General features: G+C 41.4%; 12 protein-coding genes and 3 tRNA genes. 6 read left to right on the top strand and 9 right to left on the bottom strand.

Annotated features, from left to right (window positions below):
- Positions 1–3 precede the first annotated feature (3 nt).
- A complete protein-coding gene (locus tag N745_RS0103570; protein WP_024850765.1) occupies positions 4–714 on the top strand; it encodes a DUF5610 domain-containing protein in 711 nt (236 codons plus the stop codon).
- A 64-nt stretch (positions 715–778) separates the two neighbouring features.
- On the opposite strand, the gene folD is transcribed toward N745_RS0103570, so the two are convergent.
- Entirely contained in the window at positions 779–1627 is an 849-nt protein-coding gene (folD, locus tag N745_RS0103565; protein WP_024850764.1) for a bifunctional methylenetetrahydrofolate dehydrogenase/methenyltetrahydrofolate cyclohydrolase FolD, read from the bottom strand.
- 173 nt (positions 1628–1800) lie between these two features.
- Between folD and N745_RS0103560 the strand changes: the two genes are divergently transcribed.
- From N745_RS0103560 to N745_RS0103550, 3 genes are all read left to right on the top strand, one after another.
- Positions 1801–1877 (top strand) — tRNA-Pro (locus N745_RS0103560).
- Between the two features lie 51 nt (positions 1878–1928).
- Positions 1929–2005: transfer RNA gene (locus N745_RS0103555), tRNA-Arg, on the top strand.
- Between the two features lie 39 nt (positions 2006–2044).
- Positions 2045–2120: transfer RNA gene (locus tag N745_RS0103550), tRNA-His, on the top strand.
- A gap of 306 nt (positions 2121–2426) precedes the next feature.
- Here the strand turns inward: N745_RS0103550 and N745_RS0103545 are convergent.
- From N745_RS0103545 to dapA, 4 genes are all read right to left on the bottom strand, one after another.
- Positions 2427–4340: a 5'-nucleotidase C-terminal domain-containing protein gene (locus tag N745_RS0103545; protein WP_024850763.1), complete on the bottom strand. Its 1914-nt coding sequence runs from the start codon at positions 4338–4340 to the stop codon at positions 2427–2429.
- Positions 4341–4528: 188 nt separating this feature from the next.
- A complete protein-coding gene (gene purL / locus N745_RS0103540) occupies positions 4529–8407 on the bottom strand; it encodes a phosphoribosylformylglycinamidine synthase (RefSeq protein ID WP_024850762.1) in 3879 nt (1292 codons plus the stop codon).
- 65 nt (positions 8408–8472) lie between these two features.
- Entirely contained in the window at positions 8473–9621 is a 1149-nt protein-coding gene (locus tag N745_RS0103535) for an outer membrane protein assembly factor BamC (RefSeq protein WP_024850761.1), read from the bottom strand.
- 6 nt (positions 9622–9627) lie between these two features.
- Positions 9628–10503, bottom strand: coding sequence for a 4-hydroxy-tetrahydrodipicolinate synthase (dapA, locus tag N745_RS0103530; protein ID WP_024850760.1), 876 nt, complete (start codon positions 10501–10503; stop codon positions 9628–9630).
- A 179-nt stretch (positions 10504–10682) separates the two neighbouring features.
- Between dapA and N745_RS0103525 the strand changes: the two genes are divergently transcribed.
- Both N745_RS0103525 and N745_RS0103520 read left to right on the top strand, forming a co-directional pair.
- A complete protein-coding gene (locus N745_RS0103525; protein ID WP_024850759.1) occupies positions 10683–11156 on the top strand; it encodes a peroxiredoxin in 474 nt (157 codons plus the stop codon).
- Positions 11157–11184: 28 nt separating this feature from the next.
- Positions 11185–12591, top strand: a complete 1407-nt coding sequence (locus tag N745_RS0103520; protein ID WP_024850758.1) for a PhoH family protein — start codon at positions 11185–11187, stop codon at positions 12589–12591.
- A 150-nt stretch (positions 12592–12741) separates the two neighbouring features.
- Here the strand turns inward: N745_RS0103520 and N745_RS0103515 are convergent, their stop codons facing one another.
- The 4 genes from N745_RS0103515 to N745_RS0103500 form a co-directional block, all read right to left on the bottom strand.
- Positions 12742–13710, bottom strand: a complete 969-nt coding sequence (locus N745_RS0103515; protein WP_024850757.1) for a LysR family transcriptional regulator — start codon at positions 13708–13710, stop codon at positions 12742–12744.
- A 138-nt stretch (positions 13711–13848) separates the two neighbouring features.
- Entirely contained in the window at positions 13849–14856 is a 1008-nt protein-coding gene (locus N745_RS11665) for a potassium channel family protein (RefSeq protein WP_024850756.1), read from the bottom strand.
- A gap of 8 nt (positions 14857–14864) precedes the next feature.
- A complete protein-coding gene (locus tag N745_RS0103505; protein ID WP_024850755.1) occupies positions 14865–16136 on the bottom strand; it encodes a UbiH/UbiF/VisC/COQ6 family ubiquinone biosynthesis hydroxylase in 1272 nt (423 codons plus the stop codon).
- A 22-nt stretch (positions 16137–16158) separates the two neighbouring features.
- Entirely contained in the window at positions 16159–17364 is a 1206-nt protein-coding gene (locus N745_RS0103500) for an FAD-dependent monooxygenase (protein ID WP_024850754.1), read from the bottom strand.

The following is a 17364-nucleotide window of genomic DNA, read 5'->3' as shown; positions in this document are numbered from 1 at the left end:
ATTATGGCTGCCACAACTATTACTGACTTAGTTCAGACTTACCAAAACAATGCCAATCAAACGAATAACAAAGCAAAAGGATTGGATATTGCTGCGCAGAGAGCCGCACAATATGGTGTTGAAATCAGCTCTTCTAAAAGCTCTCAACAATCCAGCATTGTAACATCACTGTTTAGCAATAAAGAAAGTGCGCCTAGTGATGCGCTGAAAATGACTTATCAAGCAGCAATTAGCAAACTGAATGAAATCCTATCTGCTGATGCAAAAGCTACTGGTGAAACAAGTACAGACAAGAGCAAGAATAATTCTGACACAGCGCCTATCAGTGAAAAAAACCTTAAAAAACAAGGTGGGATAGAATACTGGTCTCCAGAAAACACCGCAAACCGTATTGTTTCAGGCTCAACTGCCTTTTTAAACGGCTTTCAAAAAATTCACCCTGAATTGCAGGGGCAAGCTTTAATGGATAAATTCAATGAAGTTGTCGGTGGCGGTTTAAAACAAGGGTTTGATGAGGCTAAAGGTATTTTGAGTGACCTCAAGGTTTTTGATGGTCAAATCAAAGACAACTTCAATAGTACGTGGGACTTAGTTACCAAAGGCATGACCGATTTCACCAACAAATACTTAGGCATCACACCAACTCAAACAGCTTCAACGGATACCGAATCAGCAGCTGACAATGCTTCAAAAACTGATGAAAAAGATGCTTAATCTATAAAAAATCTGTTACAAAAAAGCCCGGCAATTGCCGGGCTTTTTTTATTCAATTCCATACTTACAATTCATAAGCTGCTTGCAAGGTATTTTGTAATAACGTTGCAATGGTCATTGGCCCTACACCACCAGGCACAGGCGTAATCCAACTGGCTTTTTCTTTAGCGACTTCATATTCAACATCACCGACTAAACGACCATCTTCCAAACGATTAATACCAACATCAATAACAATGGCGCCGTCCTTAATCCAGTCACCTTTCACCATCTCAGGGATACCAACACCAACTACAACAATATCCGCTTCACTCACTTTTTTCGCAAGGTCTTTAGTAGCGCTATGACAAACCGTGACCGTTGCACGCTCGTTTAGCAGCTCAAGTGTCATAGGTACACCCACAATATTAGATGCTCCCACTACTACTGCATTCAATCCTCTTAACGGAATACCTGTTTTTGCAAGCATCGTCATCACACCATGTGGCGTACAAGGCGCCAATACAGGCATACGTGTTGCCAAACGCCCCATATTATATGGATGAAAACCATCAACATCTTTTTTAGGATCAATGCGCTCGATCAATTCTTCAGGATCAATATGTTTAGGCACGGGCAATTGAACAATAATGCCATGAACATCATCTCTAGCATTCAGCTCATCAATTCTTGCTAATAATTCTTCTTGTGTGGTCGAAGCAGGTAACTCCATTGATACATCAACAAAACCAGCCTTCTCACAAGCAATCTTTTTATTTCTTACATACACTTGTGATGCAGGATCTTCGCCCACCAAAATAACAGCCAATCCAGGTGCTTTATTTCCTTTAGCAACCTGACTCTTTATTTCTTCAGCAATTGACTCTCTCAACTCAAGAGCAATGGCTTTTCCATCCAAAATTTTTGCCGCCATAAACAATTCTCCATCGTATTTTTCTCTTGGCGCATATCATAACGCATTTCAAAAAATCTAGCTAAAACTAAGAAGCTCTTCCCACTTTGTTTTTTAACTCTATTATTTTTAAAAAATCTTATTTTATAGGTTGACAGCTTTAGCAGTGCTCTATAAAATACGCCGCATCTTATCGGAGTATAGCGCAGCCTGGTAGCGCACTTGTTTTGGGTACAAGTGGTCGGGGGTTCAAATCCCTCTACTCCGACCAATAATTCCGTGTTTGATTTTATATAAATTGAATACAACAAGGTTCGAAAGAGCGCCCATAGCACAACTGGATAGTGCATCGCCCTTCTAAGGCGAGGGTTTCAGGTTCGAATCCTGATGGGCGCACCATTTTAAGGTGTGTCATACTCTTTTGAAACACCTACTATGGCGGATGTAGCTCAGTTGGTAGAGCCCAGGATTGTGATTCCTGTTGTCGCGGGTTCAATCCCCGTCATTCGCCCCACTTTCTTTTGTCTTTTAAATCCCATCCAAATTCTATAGCTTAAACTCGACATTGCCTCAATACTCCACCCCTCTATTCTTTTACAAACATTTCATTAAATTATAGCTACAACCCTAACAACACTCTTAACACAATACAAACCGTAGCACATTTAGACCACAAGCAAAGCCTTGAGATCACTCCCTACATATATATCTCCAACACCAATGAACAACTAAACACCTAACCAGCTCCCCCTTTTTCTAACGCGCATAAAAAAACCCGCGCAAGGCGGGTTTTTTTATTAGCTTCAGTATATATAAAATATTAAAGCATTTTACCTGGGTATGCTTCGATACCTGGGTTGTTTTTAACACCCTTAAGTGTTGGGTGATTCACCTTCTTAAGCTTCATGTCGTTCTTATGATTACGTAGGTAATCAGCAGCAACATCCCACATCAAACGGCCACTACCAACTGACTCAACTTGAGCCCAACCAGCAACACTGTACTTTTTGCTTGGATCAAGAGGTGTACCATCATCTAAACGCATATTAGAGATACGGTTACCAAGTGAAGCGTTTGGCTCACAAGTGTAATCCATACCACCTAGACGCACCATATCACCACCAGATTGTAGGTATGGATCTTTTTGGAATAGGTTTTCACAGATACCTTCTAGGATATCTTTCATTTGAGCACCTGTTACTTCAGACTTATAAGTTTCACCATAAGTCATAGAAGTTTCATCCATTACACGCTCCATAGTAATAGTTTCACCAGCTAGAACGGAAGTACCCCAACGAACACCAGCTGACATAGCTAATTGAGTATCATGCTCTTCACGTAGTGAGTTTACGATGATTTGATCCCAAGTACCCATGAAGTTACCACGACGGTAAAGTGTATCTTCAGCTACAGCTAACTCTTCACTTAGAATCTCACCGTAAGTTTTACCTAGACGGTCTTTGTTATAAGCGCGAGAAGGATCACGAGATTCTACGATATTCGTGTCATATTTCTTAGTATATAGGTGATCCAAGAAAGTAGTTACTTCTTGGTCAGCTGGCAATACGTTAGAGAAAACAGGCAATAGTGAGTAGTTAACACCTCTCAACTTACCGTTCTGAATATCCAAATCCATACAACCAACGAACTTACCGTTAGAACCAGCGTTCGTTACGTAACATACACCACCTTCAGGTGTTTTTACGTCGATCGTTTTTGGAACACCATCATGTGTATGACCACCGAAGATTGCATCGATACCGTTAACACGAGAAGCCATCTTGATATCAACATCCATACCGTTATGAGAAATCATTACAACAGCTGCAACTTTTTCTTGTTTACGGATCTTATCAACAGTCTCTTGAAGCGCTTGTTCACGAAGACCAAATGACCAATCTGGGAAGTTAGACTGTGGGTTAGCATTTGCCGTACGTGGGAAAGCTTGACCAACAACAGCAATACGCTCACCATTAACAATCTTCACAGTATATGGTTTGAATGCACGAGCTTCATCTTCATTGTAAAGACCAATACCATTATGACGATCCGTCATATCTTTATAGTCATCACCAAATAAAGAATCTTCTTTAATACGAATGTTTTGCGCTAAGAATTCACCTTTGAATTTACCAAGGTTAGTCAAAACCTCATCTTCTTTATAAGTAAACTCCCAGTGACCAGTCATAATATCAATACCTAGGATATTTGACGCTTCAACCATATCTTGACCACGAGTCCAAAGCGCTGTAGCAGAACCATGCCACAAGTCACCACCATCCATAGTCAAAGTGTTATCACGTCCACCAGCAGTTTCACGCAACTTGTCTAACAAAGTTTTAACGTGAGCAAAACCACCAACTTTACCGTATTGAGCAGCCGCATCAGGGAAGTTCAAATAAGAAAACGCATATGACAAAGGTGTATTTTCTTTGATGCCTAACTCTTTAATCAACTTGTGACCTACAACATGTGGCAACTTACCGAATGCTGGACCAGTACCCAAGTTAACGTTAGGCTCACGGAAGTAGATAGGCTTCAACTGTGCATGAGTATCTGTAATGTGCAACAAGCGAACTTTACCCTTCATAGGCAAGTTATACATATCCATTGATGCCGCAGCACCTTTTTTCTTTTCTGGGCTAGATGACATAGCGCTTGCAGTACCTGGTAACATACCTGCTGCAGCGGCCATAGACATCACATGAAGAAATTCACGACGATTTAAAGACATAGTCTCCTACTCCGTTTTGCTAAATTGAAAATTGTTATTAAATTTCTTTAATAATCGCTATAAGTAATAAGTTTTTTTAAAGTCGGATAACATTATAGAAATACGCTATAAAAGTCAAATAAAGACATATTATTGCTTTCCTACTAAATTTTATGGAATAAACTCCATTTACAAACGTTTTAACGCTTTTATCCAACCCATTTTCTGGCATTTCTAAACAAACGCATCCATGGAGCATCTTCCTGCCAATCGTCAGGATGCCATGAATTTTGTACTGTTCTAAAGACTCGCTCTGGGTGTGGCATCATAATCGTCACACGACCATCTTTAGTCGTTAAACCTGTCATACCTGCTTCCGTACCATTTGGATTAAAAGGATACGTTTCTGTTGGTTCGCCATCGGCATTGATGTAACGCACACCAACCAAACCATCCACACTTGCAGACGATCCTTCTCCAAAATCCATTCGTCCTTCACCATGCGCTACCGCAACCGGAATTCTAGATCCTTCCATACCTTGCAATAAAATCGAAGGGGAAGATTGAATCTCAACCAGAGAAAAACGTGCTTCAAACTGCTCTGACTGATTTCGAACAAATTTCGGCCAACCTTCTGCACCAGGAATAATTTCTTTCAAATTCGACAGCATTTGACAACCGTTGCAAACACCTAATGTAAAAGTATCTTCTCGGTTAAAAAAGCTCTCAAATTCATTTCTTGCTACAGGGTTAAACAAAATTGAATTTGCCCAACCTCTACCTGCACCAAGCACATCACCATATGAGAAACCACCACAAGCAACAAGACCTTTATAGTCTCTAAAGCTCACTTCTCCAGACAACACATCTGTCATATGAACATCAACAGCATCAAAACCTGCTTTTTCAAAAGCTGCGGCCATTTCTTGCTGCCCATTAACACCTTGCTCTCTGAGAATAGCTACTTTTGGTCGATTTTCACGACTGAAGCCTATTGTAATATCTTCATTTTGATCAAAGCTGACGAAAGGCTTAATCTCAGTCTTATCATCATTAACAATCGCATCAAATTCTTGTTTTGCACACTCTTCATTATCACGGTAAGCTTGCATCTTATAGCTAGTTTCCGACCACCAAGATTGATACTGCTTACGCTCACCTTGAAGCACTGTTTTTCCATGCGCTTGAATCGAAACGCGATCATCCGAAGTGGTAGAGCCGATATCAAACGTCATTTCAGCCAAACCATATTGAGACAATACTGCGTTAACCACCTCTAAATCCGAAGCTTTAACTTGAATCAACGCACCCACTTCTTCAGCACAAAGTGCAGACACTGACTCAGAACCTAAAGGACTGACATCCAAAGCCAAACCACAATGACCCGCAAACGCCATTTCTAACGCAGTGATTAAGAACCCACCATCAGCACGATCGTGATAAGCCAATAACTTATCATCCGCCATCAATGCCTGAATAGCGACAAAGAAGTTCTTCAAATCTTGCGCAGAATCCAAGTCCGCTGCTTCATCACCAATTTGGTTATAAACCTGAGCTAAGCAACTTCCACCTAAACGGTTTTGGCCTTTCCCTAAATCAATAGCAAGAATGCGAGTATCGCCCAAGTCTGTTCTCAATTGAGGTGTAACCGTTTTGCGAACATCCTCAACACGTGCAAAAGTAGTGATATTCAATGATACTGGAGACGTCACTGACTTTTGCTCACCATCATCATCTTGCCAAACTGTTTTCATCGACATAGAGTCTTTACCAACTGGCACAGCAATACCTAACTCAGGACACAATTCCAAACCGACCGTTTCAACGGCATCATATAAAGCAGAATCTTCACCTGGATGCCCTGCTGCTGCCATCCAGTTTGCAGAAATTTTAATCTCACTAATATCGGAAATTTTTGCACAAGCAATATTAGTAATTGCTTCGGCGATTGACAAACGCGCTGATGCTTTTGGATTAATTAATGCAACAGGCGGTCTTTCACCTGAAGCCATCGCTTCACCGGTATAACCAAGATAATCAGAACAAGTAATACCCGCATTTGCTACAGGTACTTGCCATGGGCCAACCATTTGATCTCTTGTCACCATACCGGTGATACTTCTATCTCCGATAGTAATCAAAAAGTTTTTGCTGGCAATTGTCGGTAATTTTAATAATCTCTCAGCAACATCATCCATATTCAATACTGCAGGTTCAAAACCTGGTTGAGGAATAAGACGTGTTTCTACCGCACGATGCATTTTAGGTGGCTTACCTAGTAAAACATTTAACGGCATATCAACAGGGTTGTTATCAAACACCGTATCATTCACAACCAACTTCTGTTCTTTAGTCGCCTCACCAACCACAGCATAAAGACAGCGTTCACGACGACAAATCGCTTCAAATTCCTCTAATTTATCAGGGTAAATGGCGATAACATAACGTTCTTGAGATTCGTTACACCAAATCTCCATTGGCGACATACCCGGCTCGTCATTTGGTACATTTCTTAAATTAAAGCTTCCACCTCGACCAGCATCATTCACCAGTTCAGGAAAAGCATTGGACAAACCGCCAGCCCCCACATCATGAATTGAAGCAACAGGAGAGTCATCACCTAAATAGGTACAACGATCAATTACTTCTTGTGCGCGTCTTTCCATTTCTGGGTTTTCACGTTGCACAGAAGCAAAATCAAGTGTTTCGGAGCCTTTCCCACTATCCACAGAGGAAGCTGCACCGCCACCTAAACCAATCAACATGGCAGGACCGCCTAGCACAACTAATTTCGCACCTACAGGAATATCGTTTTTCTGGATATGCTGCTCACGGATATTACCCAAACCACCTGCCAACATAATTGGCTTGTGGTAACCACGAATTTCTTCACCATCATGGGTAATCATGGCATTTTCATAAGTACGAAAATAACCATTGATTGCAGGTCGACCAAACTCGTTATTAAAGCCTGCTGCACCCAATGGTCCTTCGACCATAATATCAAACGCAGACACAATGCGAGAAGGCTTGCCATACTCTCTTTCCCAAGGCTGTTTGTAGCCAGGAATATTCAAGTTCGAAACGGTAAAACCTGTTAATCCTGCTTTAGGCTTGGACCCACGCCCCGTTGCCCCTTCATCACGAATCTCCCCACCGGAACCAGTGGCCGCTCCAGGCCACGGTGAAATTGCCGTAGGATGGTTGTGTGTCTCTACTTTTATCTGGAAATGAACATTTTCTTCATTATATTTGTAACGTCTTGTTGATGGATCAGGGTAAAAACGCGATGCTTTAGAACCTTCAACAACCGCAGCGTTATCACTGTAGGCCGATAACACGCCCTGAGGATTTTTTTGATAAGTGTTACGAATCATCCCAAACAACGAATTAGGCTTATTTTGACCGTCAATCGTCCAATCCGCATTAAAGATTTTGTGGCGACAGTGTTCAGAGTTGGCTTGTGCGAACATCATTAACTCAGCATCAACGGGATTTCGATTCAAACTCGTGAATGCATCTACTAGGTAATCAATTTCATCAACTGACAATGCCAACCCCATTGCGCTATTAGCCGCAATCAAAGCCTCTCTACCACCACCTAAAACATCAACCGTGTTGTAAGGTTTTGGGGACTGATGAGAGAACAACCCTGACAAACCATCAAAGCTATAGAAAACCTGCTCCATCATACGATCATAAATTTCTGCAGCAATCTCTTGCTGATTAACGCCAACGACACCCTCAACAAAATAGACAATCCCTCGTTCAATTCTCTGAACCGACTCAATTCCGCAAGTGTGGGTAATATCCGTTGCTTTAGACGACCAAGGAGAAATCGTTCCCAATCGTGGTACAACGATAAATGATGAATCATCTAGCGCACCTGAAACCATCTGTTCTGTTTCATTTAACAACACATTTAAACTACGAATATCCGTTTCAGAAAGATCTACACCCTCATTGGTTTCAACAAAGTAAACATACTGTGAACGAATTGATTCGACAGTCTGTTTTTGACGAAGTTTCGCCAATAGTTTTTCTAAACGATATTGAGAATGTGCAGGATTTCCCCAAATAATTTGCATGACAATTCCTTAGATTGAGGCAATAAAAAAAACCCCATTTTTCAGGGGCTTAATTAAACTTAATATTATTTTGTAAGCAGACCCATCGACTGAACAATCGCTTTCTGTTGATCTGCATTTAATGGCGTTGCCGATTCAAGAGCTTGAACTCTCAAGAGGCTTTGCGTCGTTTTAGCATCTTTAACATCACTTAATGATAATTTAACGACCACTGGCTTAGCTACGCCATCAGACTTCCAAAAAGCCAGTTTGGACATAAAGCTCTTATCTTTTTTAAGACCTTCAGGAATTTTCACCCAAAGCGCATAGGATTTAGGTTTCATATGGTCAATCTGCCAACCTGAACGATAAACCATCGCGATTAGATAATTCCAAACAGTATCTTTATCTGCATTGAACAAAACACCTTCAAACTCACTATCGCCACCCACTAACTGACGCTGCTGTTCAACTGACTGAATTTGTTTTAAGGCATCTTCTTGTGATGTCCCAAAGAAGATCAAAGCCTGGTATAGCGTAACCGCTTCAGCTAACGGGCTATAATGTCGGATTCGCCAGCCAGTTGCATCTTCTACCGTAATCGAGTCATTATCATTTATTGAAGTCGCATCATAAATAGTTGTGTTATAGAAGTAGACACGAGTTTCATTCTTGTCTGCATCATAAACAATTCTAGCGGTCACTCTATCATAACCACCTGTTGCCAACTCTGGGCGCCAGCTATTCAAGACTCGTGTAATAGAACTCATTGCATCTGGCGGCACTATTTCTTTTCTAGGCGTAAAGTCCGTCTTAATTAACCCTATATCTTTACGAGATTCTTTAATTTTAAAGCCACTGGAAGTTAAAAATGCTGTCACACCTTTCCAGACCTGGTCGCTACTTAAGCTTTTAATCACCAGCCAACGTTCAGAAAAATTGGATTCCACTTTTATATTTTGAGCCTTATAGGTGGGAATCGTTTGCTTAGGCTCGTCAGCCTTTTCTTCTTTTAGCGCTTGAGCGAAACCATCAGGGGCAGCGCGTGGTGCCAATAAATTAGGTGGCACTTCAAGATTCGGTGCCAACTTAGTTTCAGTTGTACGATAGTCAGTATCGTCATAATTATTTAAAACATCGTTGGCATTTTTAGAAGCTGTGGATGAACAAGATGCGAGAAAAAATGCTGCCATCATGATGACAGCCGCACGCTTTAAAAAGTGAATAAATTTCATAATAATTTAGAGTGCCCCAGCGGTTCTTAATGCCTGTCTAACAACATCATGATAGGCTGATGATAAAGAAGTTAAAGGTAAACGTATTGCGGAGCCAATCAGCCCCATTTCAAACATTGCCCATTTAACAGGAATAGGATTGGCTTCCACAAACAACTTGGAGTGTAACTCAGCAACTTTTGCGTCAAGCGCTCTAGCTTTATCTGCATTACCAGCTAAGGCTTCATCAAAAGCTTCCGCCATTATCGCAGGCGCAACGTTTGCCGTTACTGAAATAGTTCCGTGCCCGCCTAATAAAACAAATTCGATACCGGTTGCATCATCACCCGTATAAAGATCAAAATCCTCTGAAACCAAGGCTTTTATTTTTGCAACACGAGATAGATCGCCCGTTGCTTCTTTTATACCGATAATATTTTTAATAGAAGCTAGACGACCCACCGTTTCTGGCAAAAGATCACAAGCAGTACGGCCAGGAACATTGTATAGAATCTGAGGGATATCAACCGTTTCAGCTATCTTTTTATAATGCAGATACAGCCCTTCTTGCGTAGGCTTGTTGTAATAAGGCGTCACCAACAAACAAGCATCTGCCCCCGCTTCTTTAGCGCATTGTGTCAACTCAATAGCTTCAGAAGTCGAGTTTGCGCCTGTTCCAGCAATCACCGGGATACGTCCCGCAGCCTTTTCAACAACAAAACGCACGACTCGACAGTGCTCTTCCATATCAAGGGTCGCAGACTCTCCCGTGGTACCGACCGCGACAATTGCCTTGGTCTTGGATTTGACATGTAGCTCAATTAAGTTTTCAAGCGCATCGAAATCCACGGATTCGTCCGCCAACATTGGCGTGACCAAAGCAACCATACTTCCTCTAAACACAGTAAAATTCTCCAAAAAAATAACCGAAGGGCAAAGGCATAATATTACCTTTTCCCCCCCTTTTCTTCAAGCAGACTTTTCGCCTTTCAACCAGCTTTCCACGCTTTTTTTGTTTTCACAAAATTTTCATTGAACAATGTTTTTTTTCATTGCATACTGATTAAAAAAAAGGAGCCAAAATGAGCCTGAAAATTGGGGACGTTATTCCAACGTTTAACTTAGAAGCCACATCCAACCAGACTATAACGCAAGACCTTTTATTCGGCCACTATACAGTCATTTACTTTTACCCCAAAGACAATACGCCAGGCTGTACTAATGAAGGCCTAGATTTCACTCAGCACTTTGATGACTTTCAAGCACTAAACACGCAAATTTTCGGCGTTTCAAAAGACAGCATCAAAAAACATGAAAACTTTAAAGCAAAATACAGCTTTCCATTTGAATTGATCAGTGATGACAACGAGGTCCTCTGTCAAATCTTCGATGTTATCAAACTTAAAAAGAACTACGGTCGTGAATATCTTGGTATCGAAAGGAGTACTTTCTTGATCGACCCTGAGGGCAAATTGATTTACGAATGGCGTAAAGTCAGAGTAAAAGAACACGTCAATGACGTGCTCAACCAAGTTCGCCAACTACAATCCAATTAAAAATGAAACTTTGATATAGGAAAAGTTCATGACTGATACCGTAAAAAGACTTTTTATTCTCGACACTAATGTATTGATGCATGATCCCATGGCATTGTTCAACTTTGAAGAGCACGACATCTTTTTGCCAATGACCGTGCTGGAAGAGTTAGATGCAGGCAAAAAAGGGATGTCGGAAGTTTCCCGAAACGTACGTGAAACCAACCGCTTGATTGATCAGATTATCAACAAAGCAACTTTTGAAGAAATCAAACAGGGCTTAGATTTAGAGCGCATACACCCTAATAAAGACGCTGATAATTCTCATCTTGGCAAATTGTTCTTTGAAACTGAACCATTACTGGCAGAACTACCAAAATCACTACCTAGCCATAAAGCGGATAACCATATTCTTCAAACCGGTTTAGCACTGAAAGCCATGTATCCAGATCGTGGCGTAACACTGGTCACGAAAGATATTAACATGCGCATCAAGTCTTCTGCAGCAGGCCTCCACTCTGAAGACTACTACAACGACCGCGTACTAGAAGATGCTGATCTATTATTCAGTGGCTGGGAAGTTTTGCCTGAGAACTTTTTTGAAGACAATTTCAGCAAAATGAAGTCCTGGCAAGAAAACAACAATACCTTTTATGAAATTGAAGTTGGAGACAATAGCCACTGGTATCCAAACCAATGTTTAGTCAGTGAAAACGAATCAGGGTTTAGCGCCATTGTTCGCAATATTCACAATGGTGTGGCTACGCTCGAATACATGCACAATTTTGAAAACAACAAACATAATGTTTGGGGCATTAGTGCAAGAAACCACGAACAAAACATGGCTTTGAACTTTTTACTCGACCCAGGGATCGACTTTGTTTCACTATTAGGCGTTGCAGGTACAGGGAAAACATTACTTGCCTTAGCTGCTGCCTTGCAACAAACGCTTGACGAAGGTGTTTACAACGAAATCATTATGACTCGTGCGACAATTCCAATTGGTGATGACATTGGTTTTTTACCTGGAACGGAAGAAGAGAAAATGACGCCGTGGATGGGAGCCTTAATGGATAACCTTGAGGTTCTCACCAAATCCGAAGGACATACCGACTGGGAAAAAGAAACCACACAGGAATTGCTAAACAAACGCATCAAAATCAAATCTCTAAACTTTATGCGTGGGCGCACCTTCCAAAACAAATACATTATTTTAGATGAAGCGCAAAACCTCACTCCAAAACAAATGAAAACGCTGGTCACTCGTGCAGGCGAAGGCACCAAAATCGTTTGTTTAGGAAACATCGGACAAATTGACTCTCCTTACCTAACGGAGACGACAACGGGCTTAACTTATATCGTTGACCGTTTTAAAAGCTGGCCTCATGCAGCACACATCACCTTAAAACAAGGTGAACGTTCTCGTTTGGCAGAGTTTGCTTCGGACAACCTTTAAACTGGCTATCGAAACAAAAAATCTACCAGGCTGGGTTAATGATGTTTTTTTACATACCCAGCCTGGCAGATTTTTTTTAAAATGCCAATAACAAAAAAGCGGGCAAATGCCCGCTTTTTTTTTAAAGCTCTAAACCTTAATCACCATCCATCAATTTGATGACGACTTAGAAGTATACTTCTCCATATCTTCTTCAGAAGGTAATTTAAACCCTTGCTCAACAGCTTTCTCTTTACAGTAATCTACCGCAAAATCCAAAAGCTCACCAACTGCTCTATGTCTAAACTTGTGTTTTTGACGCACATGAGAGAACGGACGATCTAGTGGCGGATCTAATGGAATAGCTTTTAGAGTGCCTAACTTCAGTTCTTTGGTAATGGTTGTTCTAGATACAATCGCAACCCCTACATCTGATTCTACTGCCATCTTAACGGCTTCTGGACTACCAAGTTCCATAACCACTCTCAAGTCAGAGTAACTCAAACCTTGTTCACGGATATAGCTATCAATCACTGAACGAGAACCTGAACCTTCTTCACGTGAGATATAGTGATACTTACGAATATCTTCAACTGAAATTTTGTCTCGATTAGAAAGCGGATGCCCTAATGGAACAATCAACACCATCTCATCTAAACGGCAAACTTCTACTTCCAAGTTTTTGTTATAAACAGGTGCCTCTACCACGCCAAGATCAATCATATTGTTCTCGACCATAGCAACGATAGCATCCGTATTCCCAACTTGCAGGCGAATATTAACATCTTCAAATTGCTTCTTGAACGCACCAAGCAGGCTAGGCAACATATATTCAGCAATCGTGGTACTTGCCCCAATAAGTAAGCTACCGGTCACCTCACCCGTAAGCTCCCTCACCTCACTATTCATCTTATCGTAGTGATCGAGAATCTTCTCGGCATAGTCATAGACAATCTTGCCGGCATCCGTCAATGAGATTTTGTTATGCGTTCTGTCAAAGAGACGAGTATTAAAAAATTCTTCGAGTTGCTTTACTTGTAATGTGACCGCTGGTTGGGTCATATGAAGGGTTTCTGCTGCTTTTGTAAAACTTAGAACTTTTGCAACAGTATAAAAAACTTGGAGCCTTCTATCTGCCATTCATTTTGCCTCTTTGTTCAAGGAAACGGTGAAATGAATTTTTTCAACCGTCTCATAAAAAAATTTAGTGTTTCGACTATAGAACCATTGCCGCTAAAAGTCAAAAACTTTCACTAAAAACCTGCTTTAACTGCCGATTTACTCTAATTCTTGAGCACGTCTATTAATATGCTTTTCAATTTCATCTAACCGACGCTGGAAATGCATTGAGTCGTTTGACAGTTTATCTTCAAATTCATTAACACGTTTTGCCAGTCGGTGCGCATGTTGCCTTTCTTCGATTTCATCCTCAATCGTTTCAAGCTTTTCGGTTAACTGCGTCAAGATATGGTTCATACGTTTTTCATGCAACTCAGACTGCTCTTCCAAGCGCAACTTAGTGATTTTAACGTACTCTAAAATTTCTTTTTCAGTTCTTCTTTGCTCCGCACCAACTAAGAACGCTGAAATATTCGCCGTAATCAGTGAAAAGAAGACCACACCAAATACAATCAAAATCGCGCCAAAAATGCGCCCTTTTTCAGTATAAGGGACAACATCTCCATAACCTACTGTCGTAATGGTGACCAATGAATACCAGATACCCGTTGAGAAATCTCGGTGTTCCAATGCTGCAAAAATAGCACCCGAAACAATAATCAAAATAGTTTCAGCTAAAAGCACCAACCAAAAGTTATTGCGTTTCAAGACAAGCACGACATCCCAAAAAATATCCACAACAACCCTAATGAGCAGCATAAACCTCAATATTCTTAGAATAGCTGCCCACTCTGTTCCATAATCAAACCATGGAAATGCAAAAACGACAATGGCAACATTCAACCAATTATGAAGTAGATAGCGTTTCCTATTTTTTACCAAGAGAAGGTTCACACCTAACTCAGCAGCAAATACCACCCAAACGCCTACTGTGACATAAAAATCACCTTGATGATCACGAGCAAGCCCTAATACCAGTTGAATTAAAACAGCAATTAGAGCTATAACAACCGCGACTGTAAATATTCGCCCCACCGTTATCGCTAACTGACTTTCATCCGCATTAACGCTCTCTACCCCAAGGATAGCTCTCAGGTTAACCTGCTTGATTCTTTCTTGCACTGAATCCTTCAACAGACCCGGGGACTCTAAATCTTCATCTCTCATATTCGCATCTAATCTCTAGCAAGTTCAGGCAAAGCATGTCGCCCTTTAAGTGCTTGTGACATCAACCAATTTTTTGCAGCTTGCATACGATTTGCCATCGGTAGCAAAGCTTTTCTTACTGCATTTTTTGCATTATTGTCTTGTTCAAACAACCAGTCAAATCCTTCCATCGATCGTTGAACGATTTGGTTATCACCTTTGCGCCAGCGCTCATATCGGCGCAAAACAGAAAAACGGCTCCAAGATACTGCATTTTCTTGCTTGGCATTTACCAAGGTTTCAATAAGTGCAGCTGCATCTAACAAACCTAAGTTTACACCTTGGCCTGCTTGCGGATGGATTGTGTGTGCAGCATCACCCACTAAGGCAATACCTGGCTTAACGTATTCCAAAGCATGACGTCTTGTCAAAGGAAAAGCATCACGCTTATTAACACTGATGACTCTCCCCAAACAGCCACCCGAAGCCTTTTCCACTTCTTCAGCAAATGCTTTATCATCTAATGACATGGCCCAATCCATTTTCTCAACAGGCATATACCATGCAATAGAACTGATATTACCATTCATGCAAAGGTAAGCGAAAGGTCCTTCCTCTCGATAACGTTGCCAACAAGTGTTTTGATGGCTCAACTCGGTTTCGACACACCCCACCACAGCACATTGCTCATAATCATGAGATTCTAAGCCAATACCAGACATCTGTCGCACTTTAGAAAAAGCACCATCAGCTCCAACTACTAGACTAGCTTGAATAGTGTTTCCATTATCAAATTCTAGATAAGTTGAACTTATTCCCCCAGGCTGAACCGCCACTTGGATTGAAGCCAATAAACCATCCGTTAAGATCGTTACGTTTTGCTGCTCAAGCAACTGTTCCCATAACGCAATTTGAATCACTTTGTTTTCAACCACGAAGCCCAGATTAGATTCCTCTATATCCTTCGCAGCAAAATGAACCTGAGCATTGGAAATATCTTCCCAAACATGCATATCAGTAAAGGCGTGATAGCGCTTGCTGAGAATACCCGGCCAAGCGCCCAAACTTTTTAAAATGTTTTCCGATGCACGCGTCAGAGCACTCACACGCGTTTCAAAAGAATCCGAAGATTGCCATTCCAAAGACGGACGAGACTTTTCAATCAAAGCTACCTTAAATCCACCTTTAGCCAAGCCAAGTGCAACCGTCGCACCAACCATGCCACCCCCTACAACTGCAACATCGTAAAGAGAATCTTCTGATTGATTGTATTGATTCTTAACTTGCTTCGTCTTTGCCATCTTATTTCCTGACTGAACTCACTTACTTTGCCAAACCCATTGCCATTTTAGACAATCTTTTCCGCAAACTCGGCATAGCTTCCATTGCCATTAAGCCTATGCCTCTCATGTGCCCCACCACTGAAGAGGGCGCTTGAAATACCTGAATTAAACTGTCTGTGAAACCCATAATCTTCTGATGATGCGTTTGTTGCGATGTTTGATAACTCAGTAATGCCTCTGCATTCCCCAGATCATTCTCTGCCTCAACCGCTGACAAAAACGCTTGGATATCACTAATCCCTAGATTCAATCCTTGGGCCGCAACTGGGTGCTGAGTATGAGAAGCATTGCCCATCAATACCGCTCGTCCTACAACCATTTGCGGCACATAAGTTTCTTTTAATGGATAAGCCACTCGTTCACTGACACTGACAAAACGCCCCAGCCTTTCGCCCATTTTTTCAGTGAAACGAGCGATAAACTCATCATCACTCAAAGCTTTTACTTCATCCATTTTTGCACTAGGCACAACCATAACAGCCTTATGGAAATGGCCGCCCATAGGCAGCAAAGCTACCGGACCTTCAGAAGTAAAGCGCTCAAAAGCCCAACCATTTGGATTCAGCTCAGTTTCAATTTTAGCAATAAAACCGAAAGCACCATAATCACTTTCTTCTAAGGAAAGCTTAAGAACTTCTCTTACTTTTGAGTAAGTACCATCCGCGCCCACCAAAATCTTGGCGTCAAACGCCAAAGGTCGACTTTCATTTTTAGAGCATTGAATATCAATCGATACCCGAGTTTCGTTTTGCTCAAAGCCTTCCAAACTACACTCTGTAAAAAGCTGTATATTTTGTGTTTGCTGAGCGATTTCCCAAAGCACTTGCCCCAAGTCAAATGCCGTCACACTATAACCAAGTGCAGGCACTTTCACCTCAGAAGCATGTAAATGTGTCACACCCATAAAACCTTTTTGCGAAACATGGATATCCAATATTTCTGTCACATAAGGTTCAAGTTTTTGCCAGATACCAAGCTGTTCCAACACTAAACGTGAGCCATAGCTTAGTGCCAGAACTCGTCCATCAAAAGAAGGTCCTTTTTTGGGAAGCGACTTTTCAACCAAAACTACTTGCCTGTTTTGCGCTGCCAGCCCTATCGCCAAAATCAATCCTACAGGACCTCCACCATTGATGAAGGCATCTATAGATGTTCTTTCGGCTTCACTTGGTGCTGCTTTAGACAC

The sequence above is a fragment of the Hydrogenovibrio kuenenii DSM 12350 genome (assembly GCF_000526715.1).
In the GTDB taxonomy this organism is placed as follows: Bacteria; Pseudomonadota; Gammaproteobacteria; order Thiomicrospirales; family Thiomicrospiraceae; genus Hydrogenovibrio; species Hydrogenovibrio kuenenii.
The sequence above is the reverse complement of the archived record's forward strand: the minus strand, read 5'-3'. Positions and strand labels throughout refer to the sequence as shown.